Origin of the sequence: Mycetocola manganoxydans, assembly GCF_003667545.1 — a bacterium.
Taxonomy (GTDB): Bacteria; Actinomycetota; Actinomycetes; order Actinomycetales; family Microbacteriaceae; genus Mycetocola_A; species Mycetocola_A manganoxydans.
In genome coordinates, this window is record NZ_RCUV01000003.1 from 93,038 (window position 1) to 115,007 (window position 21,970).

Sequence of the window (21,970 nt, forward strand, 5' to 3'; positions counted from 1 at the left end):
TGTTTCCCTTCGTGACGCGTGAGTAAATACCCAGTTTGGGCGGAAGGCCGACTTATGGATCTGGCGTACGGGGAGATCATCGACGACCGCTCCCCCCGGGGGATCGCGGCGGCCATCGCGAGACTCATCACCGCGGGGACCCTCGCACCGGGCGACCGGCTGCCGACGGTGCGTGAACTCGGGGCTGAGCTCGGCGTCAGCCCCGCGACCGTCAGCCAGGCCTGGCAGGCAATGGGCAGCGTCGGGCTCATCGTTTCGAAGGGCCGCAGCGGGAGCTTCGTCCGATCAGCGCCGGTTCCGTGGCTGACACCGCGGGTGCAGTCGATGGCCGGGCACCTCGGTGACGCGAGACTCGATCTCTCCCGCGGAGCACCGGACCCGCTCCTGCTGCCTGACCTCACCCTGGCTCTCTCCCGGGTATCCGAGTACGCGGGAACGTTCAGCTATCAGGAACTGCCGGTGATTCCGCCGCTGCTGAAACACCTGCAGGATGTGTGGCCGTACGACGTCGAGGCGATCACGGTCGTCGACGGCGCACTCGACGGGCTCTCCCGCTCGCTCGAGCAGGTCATCCGGTTCGGTGACCGGGTCATCGTCGAGGACCCGACCTTCCCCCCGTTCTTCGACCTGCTGGACCAGCTCGGCGCCGTACGCATCCCGGTTCCCGTGGACGCACACGGGCTCGATCCCGCTGCGCTTCGCCAGGCCCTGAAGCTGGGCCCCGCAGCACTCCTCCTTCAGCCGCGGGCCCAGAACCCGACGGGAATATCGATGAGCGTCGAACGCGGAGAGGAACTCGCCCGCATCATCGCCGCCAGTCGGCAGGCGAGCGGGCTCATCGTGATCGAGGACGACCACTCAGCGGGGATCAGTGCGTCGACAGAGATCAGCCTCGGCCGGTGGATCCCCGAACGAGTGCTTCACATCCGCAGTTATTCGAAGTCACACGGACCCGACCTGCGGATCGCAGCCCTCGGTGGACCCGAGGCCCTCATCAACCAGGTCGTTGCCCGCCGGATGCTCGGCCCTGGGTGGACCAGCAGAATGGTGCAGACGATCCTCGTCGAGCTCCTCACCAACTCCGATGCCATGAGCACCGTCGCTGCCGCGAGGAGCGTCTACTACTCGCGTCAGCGCATGTTCGCCGAAGCCATGCGCGACACCGGCCGGGCGGTTGCCGAGACGGACGGCCTCAATACCTGGGTCGAAGTCGACGACGAACGCCACGCCCTCGTCCAGCTGGCGGCATCCGGCATCCGGGTGACCGGCGGAACTCCCTACCTGTCGGCGCCGGGTGACCGCCAGTTCGTCAGGGTCACCGTCGGGATGCTCCGCGAGGGTCACGCGGACGTCGCGGCCGCGCTCGCGACCGTCGCTCCCGGACGCTGAGGCTTTGCCGTACCCGGGTGTCATTTGCCCTTTCGCGGCGTAGCATCGACAGCATCCGTTCCAGACAAAGGATGTATCGTGTCGCGCTCGTCCCGTAAGTGGCTCCCGGCCATCGTCGTTCCGGCCCTTGTCGTGGGAGGAATAGCCCTCGTTCCGCTGTCTGCCGGTGCATCCGTCGACCTGCCGGACAAGACCGCAGACGAGGTTCTCCAGCTCATCGCTTCGAGCACCGAGGACTCCTTCTCGGGGACGGTCGAGAAGAACGCGGACCTCGGGCTGCCGACGCTTCCGGAGGGAATGCCAGGCGCCGGCGAGACCATCGGCTCCGCTTTCGAGATGTTGAGCGGGTCGCACGAAGCGCGAGTCTTCGTGAACGGCTCGGAGAACGTCCGGGTCCAGATCACCGACCAGCTTGCCGAACGCAATGCCATTCTGAACGCCACGGATGCCTGGCTGTACGACTCCGAAACCAACGTCGCCACGCACGTCGCGATTCCCGCCGACGCCCGCGACGCCATGCGCGATAAGGTCACGGACGCAGCGGGGGCTGTGACCCCCGCCGAGCTCGCCGAGCGATTCCTCAATGAACTCGGCCCCAGCACGAGCTTTTCCGTTGGAACGGATGCCACCGTGGCGGGCCGCACCGTCTACGAACTCGTGCTGACCCCCAAGGCATCGGACACTCTCGCCGAGTCCGTCTCGATCGCCGTCGACTCCGAAACCGGCCTCCCGCTCCAGGTGTCGGTGCACGCGGACGGTCAGGAGGACGCCGCCTTCTCGGTCGGCTTTACCTCGATCGACCTGGCTGAGCCATCGGCCGATCTGTTCACCTTCGCCCCTGGCGACGGAGTCACGGTCGAAGAGAAGCCGTTCCCCTCAGCGCCGAGCGACACCGACTATTCCGACAAGCGTTCCGAGGACGTGGATCCCGGCGAGAAGCCGCGTGTAATCGGAACCGGCTGGGATGCCATCGTCGAAGTGAGCATGCGAACCGCAGGCGGCGATGCGGAAGCCGACCCGCTCCTCGACCAGCTGACCACGAAGGTCGACGGGGGCCGCGTCTTCTCGACCACGCTCGTCACCGTCCTGCTCACCGATGACGGCCGCGTTCTGGCCGGCTCCGTTCCGCTCGAACGGCTTCAGGCCGCGGCCGCCGAGGGATGACCGCTCCCGACCTCGCGATCGAAACCCGGGCGCTGACGAAGACCTTCGGTCGCCAGAGGGCCGTGCAGGGGATCGACCTCGCGGTGCCGCGCGGGTCGGTGTTCGGGTTCCTCGGGCCGAACGGGTCAGGCAAGACGACGAGCATCCGGATGCTCCTCGGACTCGCGGATGCCACGAGCGGCGAGATGTCCGTTCTCGGCGAATCGATGCCTGACCGGATCCTCGACGTCCTGCCTCGCGTCGGCGCCCTCGTCGAGGGCCCCGCTTTCTACCCCTTTCTTTCCGGTGAGGACAATCTCCGCCGCCTCGACAGCGCCGATCGACACGCGTCACCCCGGACGCGAACCGAGCGCGTCCGGCGGGCGCTCGAGCGGGTGGGCCTCAGCGCGGCTGCGAAGAAGAAGGCCGGAGCGTATTCACTCGGGATGAAACAGCGCCTCGGGATCGCCAACGCACTTCTCCAGCCGCGCGAACTCCTCGTGCTCGATGAACCGACGAACGGCCTCGACCCACAGGGGACGCGAGAGGTCCGCTCACTCGTCCGGTCATTCGCCGCCGAGGGCACGACGGTGTTCGTGTCGAGTCACCTGCTCGCCGAGGTGGAACAGGTGTGCACCCACGCGGCGATCATGAGTGCGGGGTCCCTCGTCGCGCAGGGTTCGCTCGACGAGCTCCGTGGGGCCGGCGAGCGGCACGTGCGTGTGCGTACAGCGGATGCCGGCCGAGCGGCATCCGTGCTCGCCGGTTTTGGTCTCGAACCGTCATCGCAGGACTATGACGCCTCCAGCGCAGACGTCACCGCTCTGCTCCCGGCCGGGTTCGCCGCGTCGAACGACATCGTCGCGGCGCTTGTCACAGCGGGGGTCCGCGTCCAGGGGTTCGCCGTCGAGGAGCCAAGCCTTGAGGATCGCTTCGTCGATCTCACCGGGGAGGGCTTCGATGTCGTCCGCTGATCCGAAGGTGAAGCACGGCGCCGGGCTCTCGCTCCTCGCTTCCGAGCTTCGGATCCTCTTCGGCCGGCGCCGGACCTGGGCGATGCTTGCTGCCGTTGCGCTCATCCCGATCCTGCTCGCTGTTGCGCTGCGACTGACCTCGGCCGGTGTCGAGCCGGGGCAAGGCCCACCGTTCCTCGACCGGGTCACGCAGAACGGCCTGTTCGTGAGTTTCACGGCGATGGTGGTCGCGATCCCCCTGTTTCTCCCACTCACCGTGGGCGTCGTCGCTGGCGACACCCTCGCCGGCGAAGCGTCGCATGGCACGCTGCGCTACCTGCTCGTCGCCCCGGCAGGGCGGCTTCGCCTGCTGATCGTGAAGTTCGCCGGTGCGATCGCGTTCTGCATTGCTGCCACCCTGACGCTCGTCGTCGCCGGCACGATCATCGGGGCCCTGCTGTTCCCAGTCGGTCCGGTGACGCTACTGTCCGGCGACGTCATCAGCGTTCCCGAATCCGCGGTCCGCGCCCTCCTGGTCGCCGCCTACGTCAGTCTCTCCCTGCTCGGGCTCAGTGCGATCGGACTGTTCATCTCCTCGCTGACGTCGGTGCCTGTCGGAGCGATGGCCGCGACCGTCGTCGTGTCCGTGGTGTCCCAGATCCTCGGAGCCCTCCCGCAGCTGGAGTGGCTGCACCCGTGGTTGTTCACCGACACCTGGCTCGGTTTCTCCGGATTGCTGAGCCAGCCGATGGATGGGACGGCCTTCGGCGCGAACGCCGTTCTGCAGGGCGGTTATGCTGCGGTGTTCTTCGCACTGGCGTACAGCAGATTCACGACCAAAGACATCCTCTCGTAACACCACGGGTGTACTCTCGAACCTGACCACCGGTCGGTTGTGACCGGGTGAGCTTGCCCGGATTTGGGTGGCAGGTCGTACCGCATTCCGCGCTGCACCGTGCCCGCTTCTCCCTATCCGAGGCCTCATGACTTCCCGCTCCCCCTTCACCGCCCGTCGCATCCTCCCCCGTCGCGTCCTCGCGGCGGCCGGTCTTCTCACCGGCCTTGCCGCCCTGACCGGGTGCACCGCCGCTCCGGTCCCTGAGCCAAGCGACTCGCGCGAGCCGACGGCATCCGCGTACCCGCTCACCATCGACAATTGCGGCACCGAGCTCACGATCGAGAAGGCGCCTGAGCGCGTGCTGACGATCAAGTCGACGTCGACGGAGATGATGCTGGCGCTCGGTCTCGAGGACCGGCTCATCGGTCACGCGTTCCCCGACGGCCCGATCCCTGACGAGCTGGGCGGTGAGGACGTCCCGGTGATCAGCGACAAGGTGCCGGGCCAGGAAGCGGTTCTGACGCTCGAACCAGACTTCATCTTCGCGGGCTGGGAGTCCAACTTCTCGGCGGACGGCGCAGGGGATCGTGACTCCCTCGCTGAGCTCGGAGTGAACACCTACGTGTCACCCGCCGCCTGCCAGTCGGCCGAGAAGCCGGCCGAGCTGAGGTTTGAGGACGTCTTCGACCAGATCGCCGAGGTGGGCTCGATCTTCGGCGCTGACGAAGAGGCCACTGCGCTTATCGCCGAGCAGCGGACGGCGCTGGGCGAACTGACCGCAGCCGCCGGAACCACTGCGCTCTGGTACTCGAGCGGCTCGGATACCCCGTTCGTCGGCGCCGGCGCCGGCGCCCCGCAGATGATCATGGACGCCATCGGGATCGAGAACATCGCCGCAGGGGTGAATGAATCCTGGACCTCGTTCAACTGGGAGGCCGTCGTCGATGCGAACCCGGATGTCATCATCCTCGTCGAGTCGGACTGGGGCACCGCTGAGAAGAAGATCGGCGTCCTGCGGTCGAACCCGGCAACGGCGAAGCTCGACGCCGTCGTGAACGAACGCTTCATCACCGTTCCGTTCGCAGCGACGGAGGCCGGCGTTCGCAATGTCGAGGCGGCACAGATCATCGCTGAGCAGCTGGAGGCGCTCGGATTGTGACGGCGACGATGACGACGCGGCCGGCCGAAGCGGCATCCGCCCGGCGGGAACGCCGGCGCGTGCCCACCGTCGTGCTCGTTCTCGTGCTCTCCGGAATCCTGCTGCTCTCCATCGTGCTCAGCGTCACCCTCGGCCCGGCAGACATTCGCCCCGCCGAGGTGTGGGGGTCGCTCCTCGGCCATCTGGGCTTCGACCCGACGCTTCTCGGCGGGGACGTCCTGTCGCCACTGCGCGACGGCATCATCTGGGAACTGCGGATGCCACGGATCCTCACCGCCGCCGCGGTGGGCGCCGGTCTCGCCCTCTCCGGTACCGTCATGCAGGCGATCACGCGTAATCCACTCGCCGACCCGTACCTGCTCGGGCTGTCGTCCGGAGCGTCGCTCGGCGCTGTCGCGGTCATCCTGCTCAGCGTCGGTGTCCTTCTTCCCGTCGCGGCATTTGCCGGCGCCATCGTCGCGTTGCTTGCAACCCTCCTTCTCGCCGGTGCCGCCGGCGCACTGACGCCGACCCGTACCGTTCTTGCCGGCCTCGCCGTGTCGTCGTTCCTCGGCGCCCTGACGAGCCTCGTCATCTTCTGGTCTGCGACAGGCGACACCTACCGCGAAATCCTCAGCTGGCTGCTCGGCTCCCTGAGCGGAGCACGCTGGCCCGCCGTCGCGATTGCGCTCGGAGCGTTGCTGCTCGTTGGAATTCCGCTCATGCTCACCGGCCGGACGCTCGACGCGTTCGCCTTCGGCGACAATGCGGCATCCGCTCTCGGTGTCGGGGTGAACTCAACCCGGTGGCTGCTGCTCAGCGCGACGGCGTTGCTCACCGGCGCGATGGTCTCGGTCTCGGGTTCGATCGGTTTCGTCGGGCTGATCCTGCCGCACGCTGTGCGGCTCGTGGCGGGGCAGCGGAACCGCGTCGTGCTCCCCCTGTCTGCGCTCGCCGGGGCCATCTTCCTGATCTGGATCGACACCGGTGCCCGCACCCTGTTCGACCCGCGCGAGTTGCCCGTCGGTATTCTCACCGCCGTCGTTGGAGCTCCCGTGTTCGCTCTGCTGTTGCTGAAGGCCAGGAGGATCCGATGACGACGACAAACCCGTCCGCCGACATCGTCGACGCTCTGTCCGCGCCCGGGCAGGACTCTCTCAGCGCGAGCAGGTTGACCTTCACGCGCGAGGGAAAGCTTGTCATCGATGGCGTCGACGTCTCCCTGCCTGTCGGATCGTTCGGTGCGGTGATCGGTCCGAACGGCGCGGGGAAGTCGACGCTCCTCCAGTTGCTCGTCGGTACCCTTCCCGCGGATTCCGGTGCCGTGCTGTTCGACGGCGACGATCTGCTCGCGATGAAGCGGCGCGACCGGGCGCGGCTCGTCGCCCTGAGCGAGCAGCACGGCGACGGTGACACCGGGCTCCTGGTGACCGATGTGGTGCTGCTCGGCAGGACCCCGCACATCCCCAGGTGGGCGTCAGAGGGGCCGGCGGACCGGCGGGTCGTTGCCGATGCGTTGACCGCTGTGGGCATGACGGAGTTCTCGAACCGCCCGTTCGACACCCTCTCCGGCGGGGAACGCCAACGGGTGCAGCTCGCTCGCGCCCTCGCCCAGGAGCCCAGGCTGTTGCTCCTCGACGAACCGACCAACCACCTCGACGTGCGCGCCCAGCTCAGCCTGCTGTCGCTCGTCCGTGCTCAGACAGCGGCGGGGCTGACCGCGCTCGCGGCACTCCACGACCTCAACATTGCGGCTGCGTACGCCGATTCCGTGATCGTGCTGAAGGCGGGTGCCGTCGTCGCTGCCGGGCCGGCGGCATCCGTTCTCACCGGTGACCTGATCAGCGACGTCTATGGCGTGCGGGCCGATGTGCTCGAGCACCCGCGAACAGGGCGTCCCCTGATCGCTTTCGACACGACCTAGAGTGACTGTCCCGCGCCCGCCGTGAATCCTGCGGCGTATGCCTCGTCCGAGCCGAGCCGGAACATGTCCTTCTCAGCGCTGCGGACGAGCGCTCGGGCGCCTGGCCCATCCTCGTCTGTGACGAGGTGCGCGAGACCTCGGACGACGGCGACCGGGCGACCGGACGCCTTCCCCTTGACCAGGTCCGCGGCTCCGGCGAGTTCGTCGGCGACTGCGGTGATGGTGACGGTGAGCGGGCGACCGGACGCATCCGTCTGTCCTCGCAGGTCGTCGACGACACGGATGCCGGCGGCCCCGATCGCGATGTCGGTCTGCCCTTCCCGCCATGGGCGGCCAACGGTGTCGGTGATCACGATGCCCACACGGAGGCCGATGGTGCTGCGCACTGCCGAGCGGAGCGCGCGCGCTGAGGCGTCCGGGTCCACCGGCAGCAGGAGAACGGTGCCCTCGTCGGTGTTGCTCGAGTCGACGCCCGCAGCGGCCATGACGAGACCGAGCCGGTTCTCGACGATCCGGGTGACACCGTTCGGATGCTCACGACTGGCGACCACGCGAACGGTTTCGTCGGTAATCGCCTGTTCCCGGTCGGCGGCGAGGATGCGTCGCCCCTCGGCCTTCGACACGATCTTGGACGTGATGAGGAGAATGTCTCCGTCCTCGAGGTCCGGGCCGACGGCATCCGTCACGATTCTCGCCAGGTCGTCGCCTGCGGTGATCTCGCCTATTCCGTCCGGCGCCCAGATCGACAGCATCAGCGCACCAGTTTCGGGAGGACGTCGCGGCCGAACGTTTCGATCCAGTCGCGCTGGTTGCGGCCGACGTTATGCAGGTAGATGCGGTCGAAGCCGAGGTCGGCGAAGCGCTGGATGTGGGCGCGGTGCACGTCGGGATCGGACGAGATGACCATGCGGCCCTCGAAGTCCTCGGGGCGGACCATCTTCGCCATCTGCTCGAATTCGAACGGGGAGCGGATGTCTGCCTTAGGGAATCGCATGCCGCCGTTGGGCCATTCGACGAGGGCATTGCGCATCGCTTCCTCGTCTGTTCGCGCCCATGACAGGTGCAGTTGCAGAACCTTGGGCATGGTGGATGCGTCGCGACCGGACTCCCTGGCGCCCTCGGCGAACCGCCCGAACAGCATCGAGATCTTCTCGAGTGGCGCACCGACGGTGATGAGACCGTCCACATGTTTTCCCGCGCGCTTCGCTGTGACGGGGCCCGCCGTAGCGACGAGGATCTCCGGCGCCACCTCTGGCATGGTCCACAACCGGGTCGACTCGAGTTTGAAGTGCTGACCGGTGTGTCTGGTGTCGCGCCCGGCGAGAGACGCCGCGAACAGTTTCTTGATGATGTCGGCTGCCTCGAACATACGTGAGATGCGTTCGGCGGGTTCGGGCCAGTACTGGCCGACGACATGCTCGTTGAGCGCCTCACCCGAGCCGAGGCCGAGCCAGTGCCTTCCCGGATACATCGAGGCGAGGGTCGCGGACGCCTGCGCGACCATCGCCGGATGCAGGCGGAACGTCGGCGCGGTGACCCCGGTGCCGAAGTCGCCGGTCGTCCGCTCCCCCAGTGCCCCGAGCACACTCCAGACGAACGACGATTGGCCCTGCTGGGGAACCCACGGCTGGAAGTGGTCTGTCGCCATCACCCCGGTGAACCCGTGCTGCTCCGCGAGCGCGCTCAGCGCTACCGCTTCCCGCGGTTCGAACTGCTCCAGCATCGCGGCATAACCGACCGAGAGAGAACCCATCCCCCCATCCTTGCGCACACTGTGCTGTCGCCGGGGTCGGATAGCGTTGAGTCCATGCGCATTGCCACCTGGAACGTCAACTCGATCCGTGCCCGCGTTCGCCGAACCGTCGACTGGATGGTGCGCGAAGACATCGACGTGCTCGCCATGCAGGAGATCAAGTGCCGGCCCGACCAGTTTCCGGCCGACGTCTTCGAGGAGGCGGGCTACGAGCTCGCGATCCACGGACTCAACCAGTGGAACGGCGTCGCGTTCGCCAGCCGCCTTCCCATTGAGGACGTCGTCACCGCGTTCACCGACATGCCCGGTTTCCTCAAGGGCGAGGAGGGTCCCGGCCTTCCGCTCGAGGCCCGCGCGATGGGCGCGACGATCAATGGAGTTCGGCTGTGGAGCCTGTACGTGCCCAACGGCCGGTCGCTCGAGGACCCGCACTACATCTACAAGCTCGACTGGCTCGCCCGGTTGAAGACGGATGCCGCAGCGTGGCTGGCCGCGAACCCCGGTGTTCCGTTCGCCCTGATGGGGGACTTCAATGTCGCACCGTTCGATTCGGACATGGGCGACCCCACCGTCATCCCGGGGCTCTCGACCCACGTCTCTCAGCCGGAGCGTGACGCGCTCGCTGCGTTCGGAGAGATCGGGCTGACCGACGTCGTTCGGCCGATCGTTCCTGAAGGCTTCACCTACTGGGATTACAAGCAACTCCGCTTTCCGCGCAACGAAGGCATGAGGATCGACTTCATCCTCGGCTCCCCCGACTTCGCAAACCTCGTGACGGATGCCTCCATCCACCGCAATGAACGCAAGGGCGAGGCACCGAGCGACCACGTGCCTGTCGTCGTCGACCTCGATCTGCCGACCGAAGATGATGACGACCGGCCGATGATCTTCTAGAGCGCGGCTCGTTCGAGGCGTCTAGTTCGTGACGATGGCGAATCCGCCGGGCTGAACGGTGACAGTGGCCGGGCCGGAGATGTTGTGTGACGCGACGAGTTTGCCGCCGGCGTTGTAGCTGCGGAGGGTACCGGCGCCGCCGTCGGCGTTCATCTGCACGCGCTGCGGGATCGCGCTCGACGAGTGCGCGAGTTCGGTCCGCCCGGCGTCGCCGGTGAACACGAGGCGACCGACGACAGGGCGCACGATCAGCGCGTCGATCGACACGGTGCGGTTGAGCGCGGTCACGGATACCGAGGAATGTTTGGCCGGCACGGAGATCGCGAGCGGCTGCGGCAGGAGAGCACCGGGCACCGCCGAAATCCCCTGAGCACCGACGCCATGTTTGAGCACACCGAGCGGCAGGACGCCGCTCCGCCAGAGGGACCTCGCCTTGCCGTTCTCGGCGTTGAACGCGACGGGTTCGACGATTCGGGGAGCTGTCGCCGACGGGAGCCGGAACGACGCTGTCTCACCCCGGCTGAGCTCGAGATAACCGGTTCCTGAATAGAGGGATTCTCCGGTCCAGAGTGATTCGGGGGTCACGACCGAGCCGGTCGATGTCGCCGTTTCTGCTTCGACCGTGGTCAGCCCGGACCGCGACTGCACGGCGTTCACGCCCGTCGCCTGTGCGGCGACATCGGGGTGGTCATCTAGGGCGAGCATCGAGAGCTGACCGTGGATGGTGCTCTCTGCTCCGCTGTTGCGGTTGATCTCGCCCGCCGCTGACACACCGTCGTACGTGACGCCGGTGTCCGGGTCGTACATTGGTTCGCCGGACGCGTTGGTTCCGAAGTACCAGCTTCCGACCAGGGAGGCGAGTTCATCGAGTCCCGGCAGCTTCGCGACATCCGCCACGGCCAGCAGGGACTGCAGTCGCGAGTCGACACCGTAGGCGATCTGGGTGCGATCCGTCGGGGTGGGCTGCCAGCCGTTGTCGGGGCCGCCCGCAGTCAGCAGGATCGGGTCGAAGACCGCGGAGTCGGTGATCGCCGGGCCGAGCAGACTCCTGGTGCTGAGGGTCGCGGATGCGGCGGCGAGGGCTGCGGGCATCTGGGACCCCCAGGCGTGCCACACCGTCCGCGATTCGGCCCACGGCAGGATCGCTCCGTACGGCCACGTGCGCGCATTCCCTGCGCCCATCTTGGCGATGCCCTCAGCCAGTTTTGACAGGGCGGCGCGAGCGGCAGCATCCGTTGGCGCTGCGGAAGCGTACGCGGCGAGCCCGAGAACGGCCTCTGCGCTGGCGTCGGCGCCGTTGGCGATGAGCCACGACGGCAACTTCACCCCGTCGACGACGTGATAGGTGCCGTAGGTGTCGAGCACCTGCCGATCGACAGCAGCGACGCTCAACTGCAGCCGATCCTGGAGGAAGGCGGCGAACTCCGGGTCGACATCCCGGAAGGCTGCGTACCCCTCGCCGAGAGCCCACAGCGTGCGGGCGAGCCAGTAACTCTCAGCCGAGTCGGACGGATCAGGGAGTTCGACCGGCTCGGCGCTGGGATTGAGAGTTCCGTCGTCCTGCATCCACAGCACGACGTTTCCTGCGTTCGGTCCCGTCGCGGTCTGGAGGTAGGCGACCGAGCGGAGGAGTTCGTACGCCTTCTCCCTGGACGAGGTGTCTCCGAACTGCTGCCAGTGGCGCAGGTAGACGACGGCGGTGCGGGTCACGTCGTCGGCGTTGTATGCGCCCTGCCCCCAGTGTCCGGTTTCGGGGTCGAGCGGCCCGCCGCCGACGCGTTCGAATGTGCCGCCGTCCCTGGCGTCTGCGTAGGTCCACGGCATGACGAGCTGCGGTTCGTCGGCGAGCCGGTATGTGGTGTGCTCGGCGGTGTCCGCGGGCGCCACCTCGTCGAGGAGGAAGTCGAGATGCGAGAGGTTCGTGAGCGGATCGGGCGCGGCCGCGGCGGGTGAGGCCACCCCGAGTGCGCCGATGGCCAGAGCCCCGACGGTCAGGACCGCGGCGATTTTGCTTCGCGCCCGTGAGAACATCCGCCACTCCTCTCAAGCTCCGGTGCTGTGAGTATCCGTCAGCTTACGCTCTCCAGCCGGGCAACACCGATCTTCGAGTCTGCCATGCCATAAAAGACGAAGTGCACTTCCCCGACCTTCTCGATCGCGGTCGGGAAGACGACGTTCGGAACGATGCCACTCTTTTCATCGTCGGTCTCGGCGGAAAGGAGCGGTTCGGCGCTGCGCGCCACGACTTTCCACGGCTCGTCGGCGTCGAGGAGGATTCCGCCAGCGGCGTAGTTGACGTTCTGCTGCTGGTCGAATGCGCGAGCGAGCACGCCGGTCACGCCGTGGTGAAGCAGCAGCCAGCCCTCAGGAACCCGGAGCGGCGCTGGCCCTCCCCCGACCTTGACCGCTTCGAAAGCGAACTCGGGGCCGGCGAGGAACCGGTGACCTCGCCAGAGCGTCAGTGCCCTGATGTCGCGTTCAACCTCGTCGACCGGGACGAAACTGATCCAGATACTCTGCCGTTCGTCCTCCACCCCCGCGGGGACCCGGATGCCCTGACCCGGTTTGACCTCGTCGAGATCCCACATCGGACGGTGCAGCACGGCGAAGCTGCGGACACCGTCTGGCGCGGTCACCGCCTCGGGGAAGAACACGGTGTCCTTGTTGTGGAACAGGTTGAGATCCATGTCGAGGTCCTCGTCGTAGGCGAACAGCACCGGTCCGAGGCGGGTCCAGGTGCGGAGGTCCGTCGAGGTGGCGATGGCGCTCCGCGGGCCGAGCGGCCCATAGGCGACGTAGGTCATCACGTGCAGACCGAGTTCCTCGATCCAGGTGATCCGCGGGTCTTCGACGCCGGCGTTGCCGACTCCGCGTTCCCAGCCGCGGTCGGGTGCGAGAACGACTCCCTCTCGCTCCACCGAGACGGGCACGCCGTCTTCGATCACGACGCGCGCGAGGCCCACGCGTGAGACGTTTCCCGCCTCGACCATGCGGGGAAGCAGGTAGAGCTCACCGTCCGGCCCGCGACCCGAACCGGGGTTGAGCACTCCTTCAGCTTCCAATTCGTTCCCGGGCTCCGGCGTCATGACGACGCCGACTCGGGTGAGCTGGTAGGGGAATCCGGTGGACTGAACTGACATGTTTAACCTTTCACGCCGGACCCGATGTCCGTGGAGATGAAGAACCGCTGGAAGAAGATGAACAGGATGACGACGGGTGCGGCCAGAACGACAGCGCCGGCCAGCATCGCACCGAACGGGTTCGCCGTGGATGCCGCGACGGTTGAGATGTAATTCGCGAGGGAGACGGCCAAAGGCTGCAGGCTCGCTTCCTTCGTGATGAGGAACGGCCAGAGGAACTCGTTCCACGGTCCGATGAAGGTGAGCAGGATCACGGTGACGAGTGCGGGCCGCACCAGCGGGATGGCAATCTGCCAGAGCACGCGCAACTCGCCGGCGCCGTCGATACGCGCAGCGTCGAACAGCTCCTTCGGAATTTGCAGGAAGTACTGGCGGAAGATCACGACGGCGGTCGAGTTGATCAGATACGGCAGGATCATGCCCAGGTGGGTGTCGCCGAGACCGTAGTCGCGGGCGATCATGACGTAGAGCGGGATCATCAGCAGCTGGAAAGGAACGACCTGCACGAGCAGGGCGAGAGCGAAAACGGTTCCCCGCCCTCGCCACTTGAGGACCGCGAGGGCGTAACCGGTCAGCATCCCGAACACAACCGTGCCGAGCACGACAGCGCCGGCGAAAATGCCGGAGTTGACGAGGCCCGTCATGAGGTTGATGCGCTCGTTGATGGCGACGTAGTTCTCACCGGTGATGTTCGCCGGGTTCGGGAAGATCCCGCCGATCGAGGTGTCCGGATTCGTCTGCAGCGACCCGATCACCATGTAGTAAAACGGGAAGAGGAACACGAGTGCGCCAACACCGAGCACGACGCCACGGAGGATCGTCTGCCCGCGGCTGAGTTCGCCGGGGGCGCGGCGACGAATGGCCATCACTGCTCCTTTCCACCGGCGAACCGGTTCTGCAGCAAAGCGATGATGAGAACGACAATGACCAGCACGACACCGATGGCAGCCGCGAAGCCGGGTTTCCCCTGCTGCAGACCCTGCTGGTACATCAGGAAGACCGGAGAGGTCGACGCGCCATTCGGCCCGCCGCCCCCGGTGAGGAGGTACGGCTCGGTGAACAGGTTCGCGCCGGTGATCGTCGCGAGCACCAGAACCAGGACCGTGGCCGGTCGCACTCCGGGAACCGTGACGGAGAAGAAAGATCGCACCGGTCCTGCCCCGTCGGTCGACGCCGACTCGTACAGCTCGTTCGGCACGTTCTGGAGGGCGGCGAGGTAGAGAAGGATGAAGAAGCCGAGCTGCTTCCAGGTGACGAAGAGGGCGATGGTGGGCATGGCGAGGGTCGGGTTGATGAGCCAGGACGGGTCAGGAGCGATCGGTCCGAGCACCGTGTTGATCAGCCCGCCGCCACTGAACATGAACAGCCAGACACCGACGACCGCGACGCTCGCCGTGACGTACGGCACATAGAAGCTCACGCGCAGGAACGCCCGGAGGTGGACCACCCGGTTGAGCGCGGTCGCGAGCACGATCGAGAGCACGACGGTGAGCGGGACGTTGATGATGAGGAAGACGCCGACGTTGAGGAACGAACGGAGAACTTCGGGATCGGTCAGCGCTTCGACATAATTGTCGATTCCGACGAACGGCCGGTCGACCGTCGCCCCTGGAGCTGAGAAGAAGTAGTCGTGCAGCGACATGTACACGGCGAAGATGAGCGGGTACGCGAAGACGAGGGCGACGAAGAGCAGGTATGGCGCGCTGAGCAAAGCGCCGAGCGGGTTCTTGCCGAACACCCGCTGTGTCGCCGGAGGCTTACGTCCTGCGCCCCCGGCCGGGCCGCGGGGGTTGGTGACCCCCGCGGAACGGCCGAGCGTTCTGGATGACATGGCTTAGCCCTCTTCGGCCAGAGCGTCGACCTTCTCTGCCGCTGCCGTGAGCGCTTCCTCGAGATCGCCTTCACCGGAGATCACTGCGCGGGTGTATGCGTCGCGAAGATCCTGGAGCATCTCGACCGTGTTGCTTCCTGCAGGGACCTCGACGGTCCGCGCCGCCTGGTCACCGAACTGGGTGTACGCCGGGTTCGCCTCGAAGTAATCCGGGTACGTGTCGGGAAGGTTCGCACGCAGTGGCATCTGTCCGGTCAGTTCGAGGAGCTGGCCGTCCTGTTCCTCACTCGTGGCGAACTTGAGCACGTCCCACGCGGTCGCCTGGTTCTCGCAGGCCGAGTACAGGCCGACATTCTTGGCATCGCTGAAGGTGTAGGTGTCCTCCGGTGCTGTGCCGTCGCTTGTCGGAACAGGAACGGCTCCCCAGTTGACGGCATCCTGATAGACGGAAACCGCCCACGGGCCGACGATCGCCATGGCTGCCTCCCCGTCGGCGAACGCGTCGCCCTGGTACTGCTCGCGACCGGAGAGACCCTCGTCATAGAGCGTCTTCCAGAACTCGGCGACAGCGATTCCCTCGTCGCCGGCGAATGTGGCCTTGCCGTCCTCGACGAGTCCCATACCGCCAGTTTCAGCGGCGAACAGGGGCAGGAAGTCGAATTGCGTCTGGAAGAACTCGCTCGTGGGCGCCGGGTTGATGGCGAAGGGGGCTGCTCCGGATTCGACGAGCGTCCGCGATGTCGCGAGGAAGTCGTCGTAGGTCGACAGCTCCGGGTTCTCCGGGTCGAGTCCCGCGGTGGCGAACATGTCCTTGTTGTAGAAGATCATGACGGGGTTCGACTTCCACGGCATCTGGAAGTAGCCACCATCGGGTGCTTCGTATTGAGCGGCCGATTCCCCGCTGCGTTCCTCGATGTACGAGGCACCGTCTTCGAACGACGCCAGGTCGACGAGGCCGCCCTGTTTCTGGAACTGGCCCACGGCGGATGGCGCGGTGTTGAACACGAGGCACGGCGCGGTGCCTGCGGTGATGGCAGCGCCGATGACCTCTTCACTCGACTTGCCCGCCGGGATCTCCTGCCCGGTGACCTGTTCGTCGGGGTTTTCGGCGTTCCAGGCCTCGACCATGGCTTTGCCCCAGGCGACTTCCTGCTCGTTGTTCGAGTACCAGATGGTGATGTCTCCCCGGGCGGAGACGGCGTCGCTGGCGCCACCTCCACCACCTCCTCCACCCGAACAGGCGGTGAGTGCGAGAAGGGCGACGGCTGCTGTGGCTGTCGCGGCGATCCGAGTGCGTCGTTGCACGGTGTTTCTCCTTATCGGTGGGCGGCGTGGTGGCCGCTGTCTGATGGTGCTGGGCCGGTGGAGGCCCGGATGAGTAGTGAGGCTGGCGGAAGTTCGACGCTCTCTGCTGAGCCGGAGCCGATGAGCTCCAGCAGAGTGCGTGCTGCAACCATGCCCCACTCCACCGGGTCGCTCGTGATGGTGGTGAGGGCAGGAAAGACATAGCCGGAGATGTCGGTACCGTCGAAGCCCGTGATCGACAGATCGGCGGGAACGCGAAGTCCCCGCTGCTGTGCGACGCCGAGCCCGGCGATCGCCATCGGGTCGTTGGCGTAGACGATCGCTGTCGGAGGGTGGGAATTGTCGAGGAGCCGTTTCGTGGCATCCGCACCGTTGGAGGCGGAGAAATCGGTGTCGATCACAAGCGACGGGTCGAGCCCTGCCTCGCGCATTGCTTCGTCGAATGAGCTTCGGCGACGTCCGCCGTGCATCATCATCGGGTCGCCGGCGACGTGCGCGATGCGGGAATGACCAAGCGAAACGAGGTGTTCGACGGCGCTCGCGATTCCGTGGGTATCGTCGACCTGGACGAACGGCATGTCGTCACGCCCTGTGGGGTGACCGAGGGCGACAGCGGGTAGACCGAGGTCGGCGAGGACGGCGAAGCGCTCGTCGTTTTCCCGGAGGTCGGTGAGGAAGACGCCATCGACACGGTTGTCGCCCGCGAGGGTGCGGTAGGTGCGGAGTTCGGCTTCGGCGTCGGGGACGACGCTGAGCACGAGCGCCCTGCCCTCTTCGGTGAGGGCGGATTCGACTCCCGCGATGAAAGCGGGAAAGAACGGGTCCGCGCTGATGACTTCGGCCTTGCGGCGAATCACGAGACCGAGAGCGAACGAGGTGCGCGTCGACAGGGACCGAGCGGAGAGGCTGGGTCGCCAGCCGAGGTCGCCCGCCACCTCGAGGATGCGTTTGCGCGTCTCAGGAGAGACACCCGGCTTGTCGTTGAGCGCGAAGGAGACCAGGCCTTTGCTGACTCCGGCGGTGCGTGCGACATCCGTGATGGTCGGCTTGCGAATCGCCATGACGCCTCCACACTGAGTAACGGATGCCGCGGTGCAGCTTAACCGGTTTAGGTTCAAGCTATACCGGTTTAGGTGTTGGGTCAAGGATTCCCATCGAACTTCCGTTTCTCTTCAGGATGTTTGGGCTTGAAAATCATCCACAGCCGGGTCTTTTCACCGGCTTCATATCGGCGGAATGTCGGTGGTCGCCGGAAGAATTGAGGCATGGAAGAACTCCACGACGACAGTAACGAGAGGCGCGCTGAACGGCAGCCGAACCTCTCATCCAGATCGCCGCTCGAGTGCGACGACGTGGAGTTCGTAGGCACCTGGCCGCCTCTTCAGGAGTTCGACGACGCGGCGACCGACGACCTCGAGGCGCCTGCCCCGCAACTCATCGAGTCGACCTACACCAGAGTCCTCGCCGAAGGCTGCTCGAGCATCGTGGATGAGATCGCGGCGGTCGAGCGGGCAGACGCCAGGCGGCAGGCATGGAAGGTCGAGCTCATCGATGAGGCGAGGCGCGCATCCGAGGCGACGCTGCACGGGGTGCGGGTGTTCGGCTCGACGCTGTCGCCGGCGAAGCTGCAGGAGATGGCGCGACGATCGCTCGTCGCAGAACTCGCCTGTGCGTTGAGGATGCCGGAGGCCACGGTGATCGGGATGATCACCGAAGCGGAGGCGTTGACGGGTCGGCTTCCAGAGACCATGGCTGCCCTGAGGGCCGGCGACGTCTCGTATCGGCATGCTCGAGTGATGGTCGACCAGACTGCCACCCTCGGGGACGATGCCGCCCTGGCGCTCGAGGAACAGGCGCTGCCGCATGCGAGGGCGCTGACGGTCACCAAGTTTCGCGCGAAGACGCGCCTGCTGCGCGAGAGACTCGACCCGGAGTCGGTCACCGAGCGCGTCACCCGCTCCGCGAAGGACCGCCGCCTCGAATTTGAGTCCGCCGACGACGGGATGGCGTGGCTGAGCCTGTACACGACCGCCCCGGAGGCCATCTCGATCTTCGGCGCCGCACGCCAAGCCGCGACAGCGCTGCGGGATCCTCGTGATCCGCGCACGCTTGCCCAGCTCACGGCAGATGTGTTCACCGATGCTGTGTCGGCAGGGCTCTCCGGCGACATTGCGCCGACGCCAGGGGGAACGGAGGTCGGGGCTGCGCTTGGCGCCGGGGCTCCCCTTGGCTCCGGCTCCGCCTTTCGCCGTATCTCGCCGACCGTGACCGTGACGGTTCCCGCCCTCACCCTTCTGGGGATCACGGACTCCCCGGCCGTTCTCGAGGGCTACGGTCCGATCGACGCTGACAGTGCCCGGGCTCTCGCCCGGCAGTCCACAGTTTGGTACCGGATGCTGACCGATCCGAGAACGGGTGCCCCGATTGCCCTGGACAGTACTCAGTACCGTCCGACCGAATCGATGAAGCGGTACCTTCGTTACCGCGACGGAACCTGCAGGTTCCCGGGGTGCAATCGAGCCGCGACACACTGTGACCTCGACCATACGAAGGCTGCCGAATTCGGCGGCCCGACCGAATGCGAGAACCTGTCGCACCTGTGTCGCAAGCATCATCGGCTGAAGCATCAGTCCACCTGGGGTGTGGAACAGCGAGGCCAGGGAGTACTCGAGTGGGTCTCGCCCGGCGGCGCGACCTACGTCACCGAACCCGAGGTGTTGCTTACTCCGCCTGGCTTCGGAGTTGAAGCGCAGCCGCCACAGGAGCGGGCACAATTCGAGCAGCGAGACCTGCCGGAGGCGCCGCCCGTTCCGAGACACGATGAACCGCCACCGTTCTGACGAGGCAGCGCCCCTCGCAACCGCGCTCAGCGAAGAATGACGACCTCGAGGTCGACAGCGTCGCATCCGCGTCGTTCGAGGACCTCGACCCGGTCCGCTCGAAGGACATCACCGGCGGAGAAGCGGCGATCTGTCGAGACGAGAACGCGGTTCACCCCGTTCACGAGGAGCACCGGGCTCGCGAGCGCCCGGAGCGGCGGCGTCAGGCGCCGCTCGATGGTTTCGATCAGCACATCAAGGCCGGCGACTCCGACGAAATTGCCGTCGACCGTCACCGGAGCTGCCGCGGTCATGGTGTACTCATCGCTGCACAGATAATCGACATAGGGCCCGGCGACGTGAGAGTTTCCGGTCAGCGACGGGACCCGGAACCACTCCAGGTCGCGATAGTCGATGCTCTGCTTGATGGATCGCGGAGGGAAGACAAGCTTCCGCCGATCCGCACCCTGCCACCACGCCAGGTGGCTGGGCGCATCGGCCAGCAGATCCACGGTCGCGATGAACCCGGCACCGTAAATCGGCTCATCGGCGAAGTCAAGCAACTCGTGCGCGTGCGGTTCGACGAGGTCATCCATGCGAGTAGCCGTCAGCCCGTCGCCGCCGCTTTCGACGATCTCACTCGCGAGCCGCGCTGCGTGTTCCTCGAGCATCGGCAGCAGCTTCGCGAAGTAGGCAGAAACGATCGAGGAAGCTGACTCGAGTACCGGCGTCTCGGCATCCCCGAGCGTCTGGACCGCCGTCGCAGACATACCGTCTCCCTTCTTCGAGCGCTGCGCCTCAACGACGTCACCGTGATCGGCATCGTACACAGGCTGCACCGGATCAGGCATCATCGGCCCGCAAGCGGAGCTCGTCAAGCGCATCGATGGCGTCTGCGATCAGACGCTCAATGGCTGCTCCTGCAGCATCCTCATCACCCGATTCGACCGCACCGAGTACATTCTCGAACAACTCGCGGTGGTGCACGCGGATGCCGGCATCGACATCGATGAGACGGAGCAGCGGTGAGAATTCCGCCTGCAGTCGCATCTGGTCGCGAGTGAGGCGCGCCGACTGGCTGAGGGCCACGAGTTCAAGGACGAGATCGTCCATGGTTTGACGCCACGCACCGAGTTCAGTCGGGGTGAGCTCACGCCCGGCGAGGCCATCCAGCCTGCCCAGCCGCGAACGGATTGCCGCAACCTCGACCGGCGCCGAGCGACGCGCAGCGAGGCGGACTCCCGCCATCGTCAAAGCGGCGTAGTGCACGCCAAGGTCTCGGATCGCGAACCGCGAGGACGCCAAGAGCGTTTCGCGAGCGAATTCGAGAGGATCGGCTTCCTCGGAGACGAAGCTGCCACCGTTCCTGCCGCGACGGGTGACGACGAGTCCGCGGGATCGCAATCCGAGAAGCGCCTCGCGAACGGTGACTGGCGCAACACCCATCGTGCGCGCAAGGTCCGCCTCCGATGGCAGCCGATCGCCGGCCCTCAGATGCCCTCCGGTGATTGCCTCGGATATCCGCCGTTCCACGAGTTCGGCCCGACCGGCGTCACCGATCGGCAGAAACATCGCACCCTGGAGTCGATGTGGTCGCCGATCCGACGCCTGGGGCTGGCTGCTCACGATCCCCATCCTCTCACTCGGCACCTGTAGCCGCCCTCCGACGATGACGCGGAACGCGAATGTCACGATTGTGACACACGCTTGAAATATGACATCTGGTTTTATATGTTTACTCGTGCACGGAGCACAGAGTCGTCCCGAGGAGAGAACCGCATGTCGTCACCCATCGCCACCACCATGGCTCCAAAGACGGCAGCAGGGGATGTGTCTCTCACGGGAGTGAGCAAGACCTTCGGTGAGATGACCGCCGTGCAGAACCTCGACCTCGACGTCCCCCAGGGTGAATTCCTGTCGATGCTCGGCCCCTCGGGCTCGGGCAAGACCACGGTCCTCCGGATGATCGCGGGGTTCGAGGAAGCGACGAGCGGCAGCATCCGGATCGGCGGCGAGGATCTCACGCGGATGCCCCCTCACCAGCGCCCGGTCAACACGGTGTTCCAGGACTACGCGCTTTTCCCGCACCTGACCATCGCAGAGAACGTCGCGTACGGACTGAGAGTCCGTGGACAATCCAAGACCGACCGGGAGGCAGCAGTCGCGAGCGCCATCGCGCAGGTCAAGCTCGGCCACGTCGCGTCACGTTTGCCCCACCAGCTCTCCGGAGGGCAGCGTCAGCGCATCGCCCTCGCTCGTGCACTGATTCTCCGGCCGCGCGTCCTGCTACTCGACGAACCGCTCGGTGCGCTCGACAAGCAGCTCCGGGAGGAGATGCAGATCGAGCTCAAGAGCATCCAGCGCGACGTTGGAATCACGTTTATCTTCGTCACGCACGACCAGGAAGAGGCTCTGACGTTGAGCGACCGGGTCGCCGTCTTCAACAACGGACGAATCGAACAGATCGGGACGGCCCGTGAGGTGTACGAATACCCGCAGACCGAGTTCGTTGCTCGGTTCCTCGGCCTTTCGAACATCATCCCCTCAGACACCGTTGAACGGCTCACCGGAGAAGCTCGAGTCGTCAGCGTCCGTCCGGAGCGGGTTCGCCTTCTGACCGGAACGGACACGGCGTCCGACAGCGACATCGTTCTCGCCGGGACTGTCGCCGAGATCGTTTACACGGGACCCACCACACGCGTGCTCGTCGACACCGCCGACGGCATCCGGCTGATCACCGAAACCCAGAACAGCCACCACCCGGCGGCCGACGTCCAGGCCAGACGCGGCGACAGCGTGCGAGTGGCGTGGACCGATGACCACGCCGCAACTCTGCCCTGACC

20 protein-coding genes are annotated in these 21,970 nt (G+C 66.2%); 10 read left to right on the forward strand and 10 right to left on the reverse strand.

Annotated features, from left to right (window positions below; translation table 11 throughout):
- The first annotated feature begins 54 nt into the window (after positions 1 to 54).
- The 7 genes from D9V29_RS02745 (at position 55) to D9V29_RS02775 (ending at position 7,385) form a co-directional block, all read left to right on the forward strand.
- Complete coding sequence (locus D9V29_RS02745) at positions 55 to 1,389, forward strand: aminotransferase-like domain-containing protein (protein WP_121671801.1); 1,335 nt, start codon at positions 55 to 57, stop codon at positions 1,387 to 1,389.
- Positions 1,390 to 1,467: 78 nt separating this feature from the next.
- Positions 1,468 to 2,553 (forward strand): LolA family protein, encoded by a 1,086-nt coding sequence (locus D9V29_RS02750; protein ID WP_121671802.1) that lies wholly within the window; start codon positions 1,468 to 1,470, stop codon positions 2,551 to 2,553.
- Complete coding sequence (locus D9V29_RS02755) at positions 2,550 to 3,506, forward strand: ABC transporter ATP-binding protein (RefSeq protein WP_121671803.1); 957 nt, start codon at positions 2,550 to 2,552, stop codon at positions 3,504 to 3,506. The genes D9V29_RS02750 and D9V29_RS02755 overlap by 4 nt, the downstream gene beginning before the upstream one ends.
- Positions 3,493 to 4,341, forward strand: coding sequence for an ABC transporter permease (locus D9V29_RS02760; RefSeq protein WP_121671804.1), 849 nt, complete (start codon positions 3,493 to 3,495; stop codon positions 4,339 to 4,341). Before D9V29_RS02755 ends, D9V29_RS02760 begins: the two co-directional genes overlap by 14 nt.
- A gap of 127 nt (positions 4,342 to 4,468) precedes the next feature.
- Positions 4,469 to 5,482 (forward strand): putative F420-0 ABC transporter substrate-binding protein, encoded by a 1,014-nt coding sequence (locus D9V29_RS02765; RefSeq protein ID WP_121671805.1) that lies wholly within the window; start codon positions 4,469 to 4,471, stop codon positions 5,480 to 5,482.
- Between the two features lie 8 nt (positions 5,483 to 5,490).
- Positions 5,491 to 6,558 carry a putative F420-0 ABC transporter permease subunit gene (locus D9V29_RS02770; RefSeq protein WP_121672022.1) on the forward strand — a complete coding sequence of 356 codons (1,068 nt, stop codon included), beginning with the start codon at positions 5,491 to 5,493 and terminating at the stop codon, positions 6,556 to 6,558.
- Positions 6,555 to 7,385, forward strand: coding sequence for an ABC transporter ATP-binding protein (locus tag D9V29_RS02775; protein WP_121671806.1), 831 nt, complete (start codon positions 6,555 to 6,557; stop codon positions 7,383 to 7,385). The genes D9V29_RS02770 and D9V29_RS02775 overlap by 4 nt, the downstream gene beginning before the upstream one ends.
- Here D9V29_RS02775 and D9V29_RS02780 read toward each other — a convergent pair.
- On the reverse strand, positions 7,382 to 8,137 hold the full coding sequence (locus tag D9V29_RS02780) for a coenzyme F420-0:L-glutamate ligase (RefSeq protein ID WP_121671807.1): 756 nt from the start codon (positions 8,135 to 8,137) through the stop codon (positions 7,382 to 7,384). The two genes, D9V29_RS02775 and D9V29_RS02780, sit on opposite strands and share 4 nt — an antisense overlap.
- Positions 8,137 to 9,138 carry a TIGR03557 family F420-dependent LLM class oxidoreductase gene (locus D9V29_RS02785; protein WP_121671808.1) on the reverse strand — a complete coding sequence of 334 codons (1,002 nt, stop codon included), beginning with the start codon at positions 9,136 to 9,138 and terminating at the stop codon, positions 8,137 to 8,139. Before D9V29_RS02785 ends, D9V29_RS02780 begins: the two co-directional genes overlap by 1 nt.
- Before the next feature lie 54 nt (positions 9,139 to 9,192).
- Here D9V29_RS02785 and D9V29_RS02790 point away from each other — a divergent pair, with 54 nt between their 5' ends.
- Entirely contained in the window at positions 9,193 to 10,032 is an 840-nt protein-coding gene (locus tag D9V29_RS02790; protein WP_121671809.1) for an exodeoxyribonuclease III, read from the forward strand.
- A 21-nt stretch (positions 10,033 to 10,053) separates the two neighbouring features.
- Here the strand turns inward: D9V29_RS02790 and D9V29_RS02795 are convergent, their stop codons facing one another.
- The 6 genes from D9V29_RS02795 to D9V29_RS02820 are packed head-to-tail and all read right to left on the reverse strand — an operon-like array spanning position 10,054 to position 17,369.
- On the reverse strand, positions 10,054 to 12,063 hold the full coding sequence (locus D9V29_RS02795; protein WP_121671810.1) for a hypothetical protein: 2,010 nt from the start codon (positions 12,061 to 12,063) through the stop codon (positions 10,054 to 10,056).
- Between the two features lie 38 nt (positions 12,064 to 12,101).
- Positions 12,102 to 13,172 (reverse strand): glycoside hydrolase family 130 protein, encoded by a 1,071-nt coding sequence (locus tag D9V29_RS02800; protein ID WP_121671811.1) that lies wholly within the window; start codon positions 13,170 to 13,172, stop codon positions 12,102 to 12,104.
- Positions 13,173 to 13,174: 2 nt separating this feature from the next.
- A complete protein-coding gene (locus D9V29_RS02805; protein WP_220699919.1) occupies positions 13,175 to 14,038 on the reverse strand; it encodes a carbohydrate ABC transporter permease in 864 nt (287 codons plus the stop codon).
- Positions 14,038 to 15,003, reverse strand: a complete 966-nt coding sequence (locus D9V29_RS02810; protein WP_121671812.1) for a carbohydrate ABC transporter permease — start codon at positions 15,001 to 15,003, stop codon at positions 14,038 to 14,040. Before D9V29_RS02810 ends, D9V29_RS02805 begins: the two co-directional genes overlap by 1 nt.
- A gap of 3 nt (positions 15,004 to 15,006) precedes the next feature.
- Positions 15,007 to 16,308 (reverse strand): ABC transporter substrate-binding protein, encoded by a 1,302-nt coding sequence (locus tag D9V29_RS02815; protein ID WP_121671813.1) that lies wholly within the window; start codon positions 16,306 to 16,308, stop codon positions 15,007 to 15,009.
- A gap of 11 nt (positions 16,309 to 16,319) precedes the next feature.
- The gene (locus tag D9V29_RS02820; protein WP_121671814.1) at positions 16,320 to 17,369 is read right to left on the reverse strand and encodes a LacI family DNA-binding transcriptional regulator; all 1,050 of its coding nucleotides are present in this window, start codon (positions 17,367 to 17,369) and stop codon (positions 16,320 to 16,322) included.
- 204 nt (positions 17,370 to 17,573) lie between these two features.
- Between D9V29_RS02820 and D9V29_RS02825 the strand changes: the two genes are divergently transcribed.
- Complete coding sequence (locus D9V29_RS02825; protein WP_121671815.1) at positions 17,574 to 19,148, forward strand: HNH endonuclease signature motif containing protein; 1,575 nt, start codon at positions 17,574 to 17,576, stop codon at positions 19,146 to 19,148.
- Positions 19,149 to 19,174: 26 nt separating this feature from the next.
- Here D9V29_RS02825 and D9V29_RS02830 read toward each other — a convergent pair whose 3' ends face one another.
- A complete protein-coding gene (locus D9V29_RS02830; RefSeq protein ID WP_121672024.1) occupies positions 19,175 to 19,897 on the reverse strand; it encodes a cache domain-containing protein in 723 nt (240 codons plus the stop codon).
- A gap of 73 nt (positions 19,898 to 19,970) precedes the next feature.
- Entirely contained in the window at positions 19,971 to 20,762 is a 792-nt protein-coding gene (locus D9V29_RS02835; RefSeq protein WP_121672025.1) for a FadR/GntR family transcriptional regulator, read from the reverse strand.
- Between the two features lie 144 nt (positions 20,763 to 20,906).
- On the opposite strand from D9V29_RS02835, the gene D9V29_RS02840 reads away from it, so the two are divergent.
- Positions 20,907 to 21,968 (forward strand): ABC transporter ATP-binding protein, encoded by a 1,062-nt coding sequence (locus D9V29_RS02840; RefSeq protein WP_121671816.1) that lies wholly within the window; start codon positions 20,907 to 20,909, stop codon positions 21,966 to 21,968.
- Positions 21,969 to 21,970: the final 2 nt, after the last annotated feature.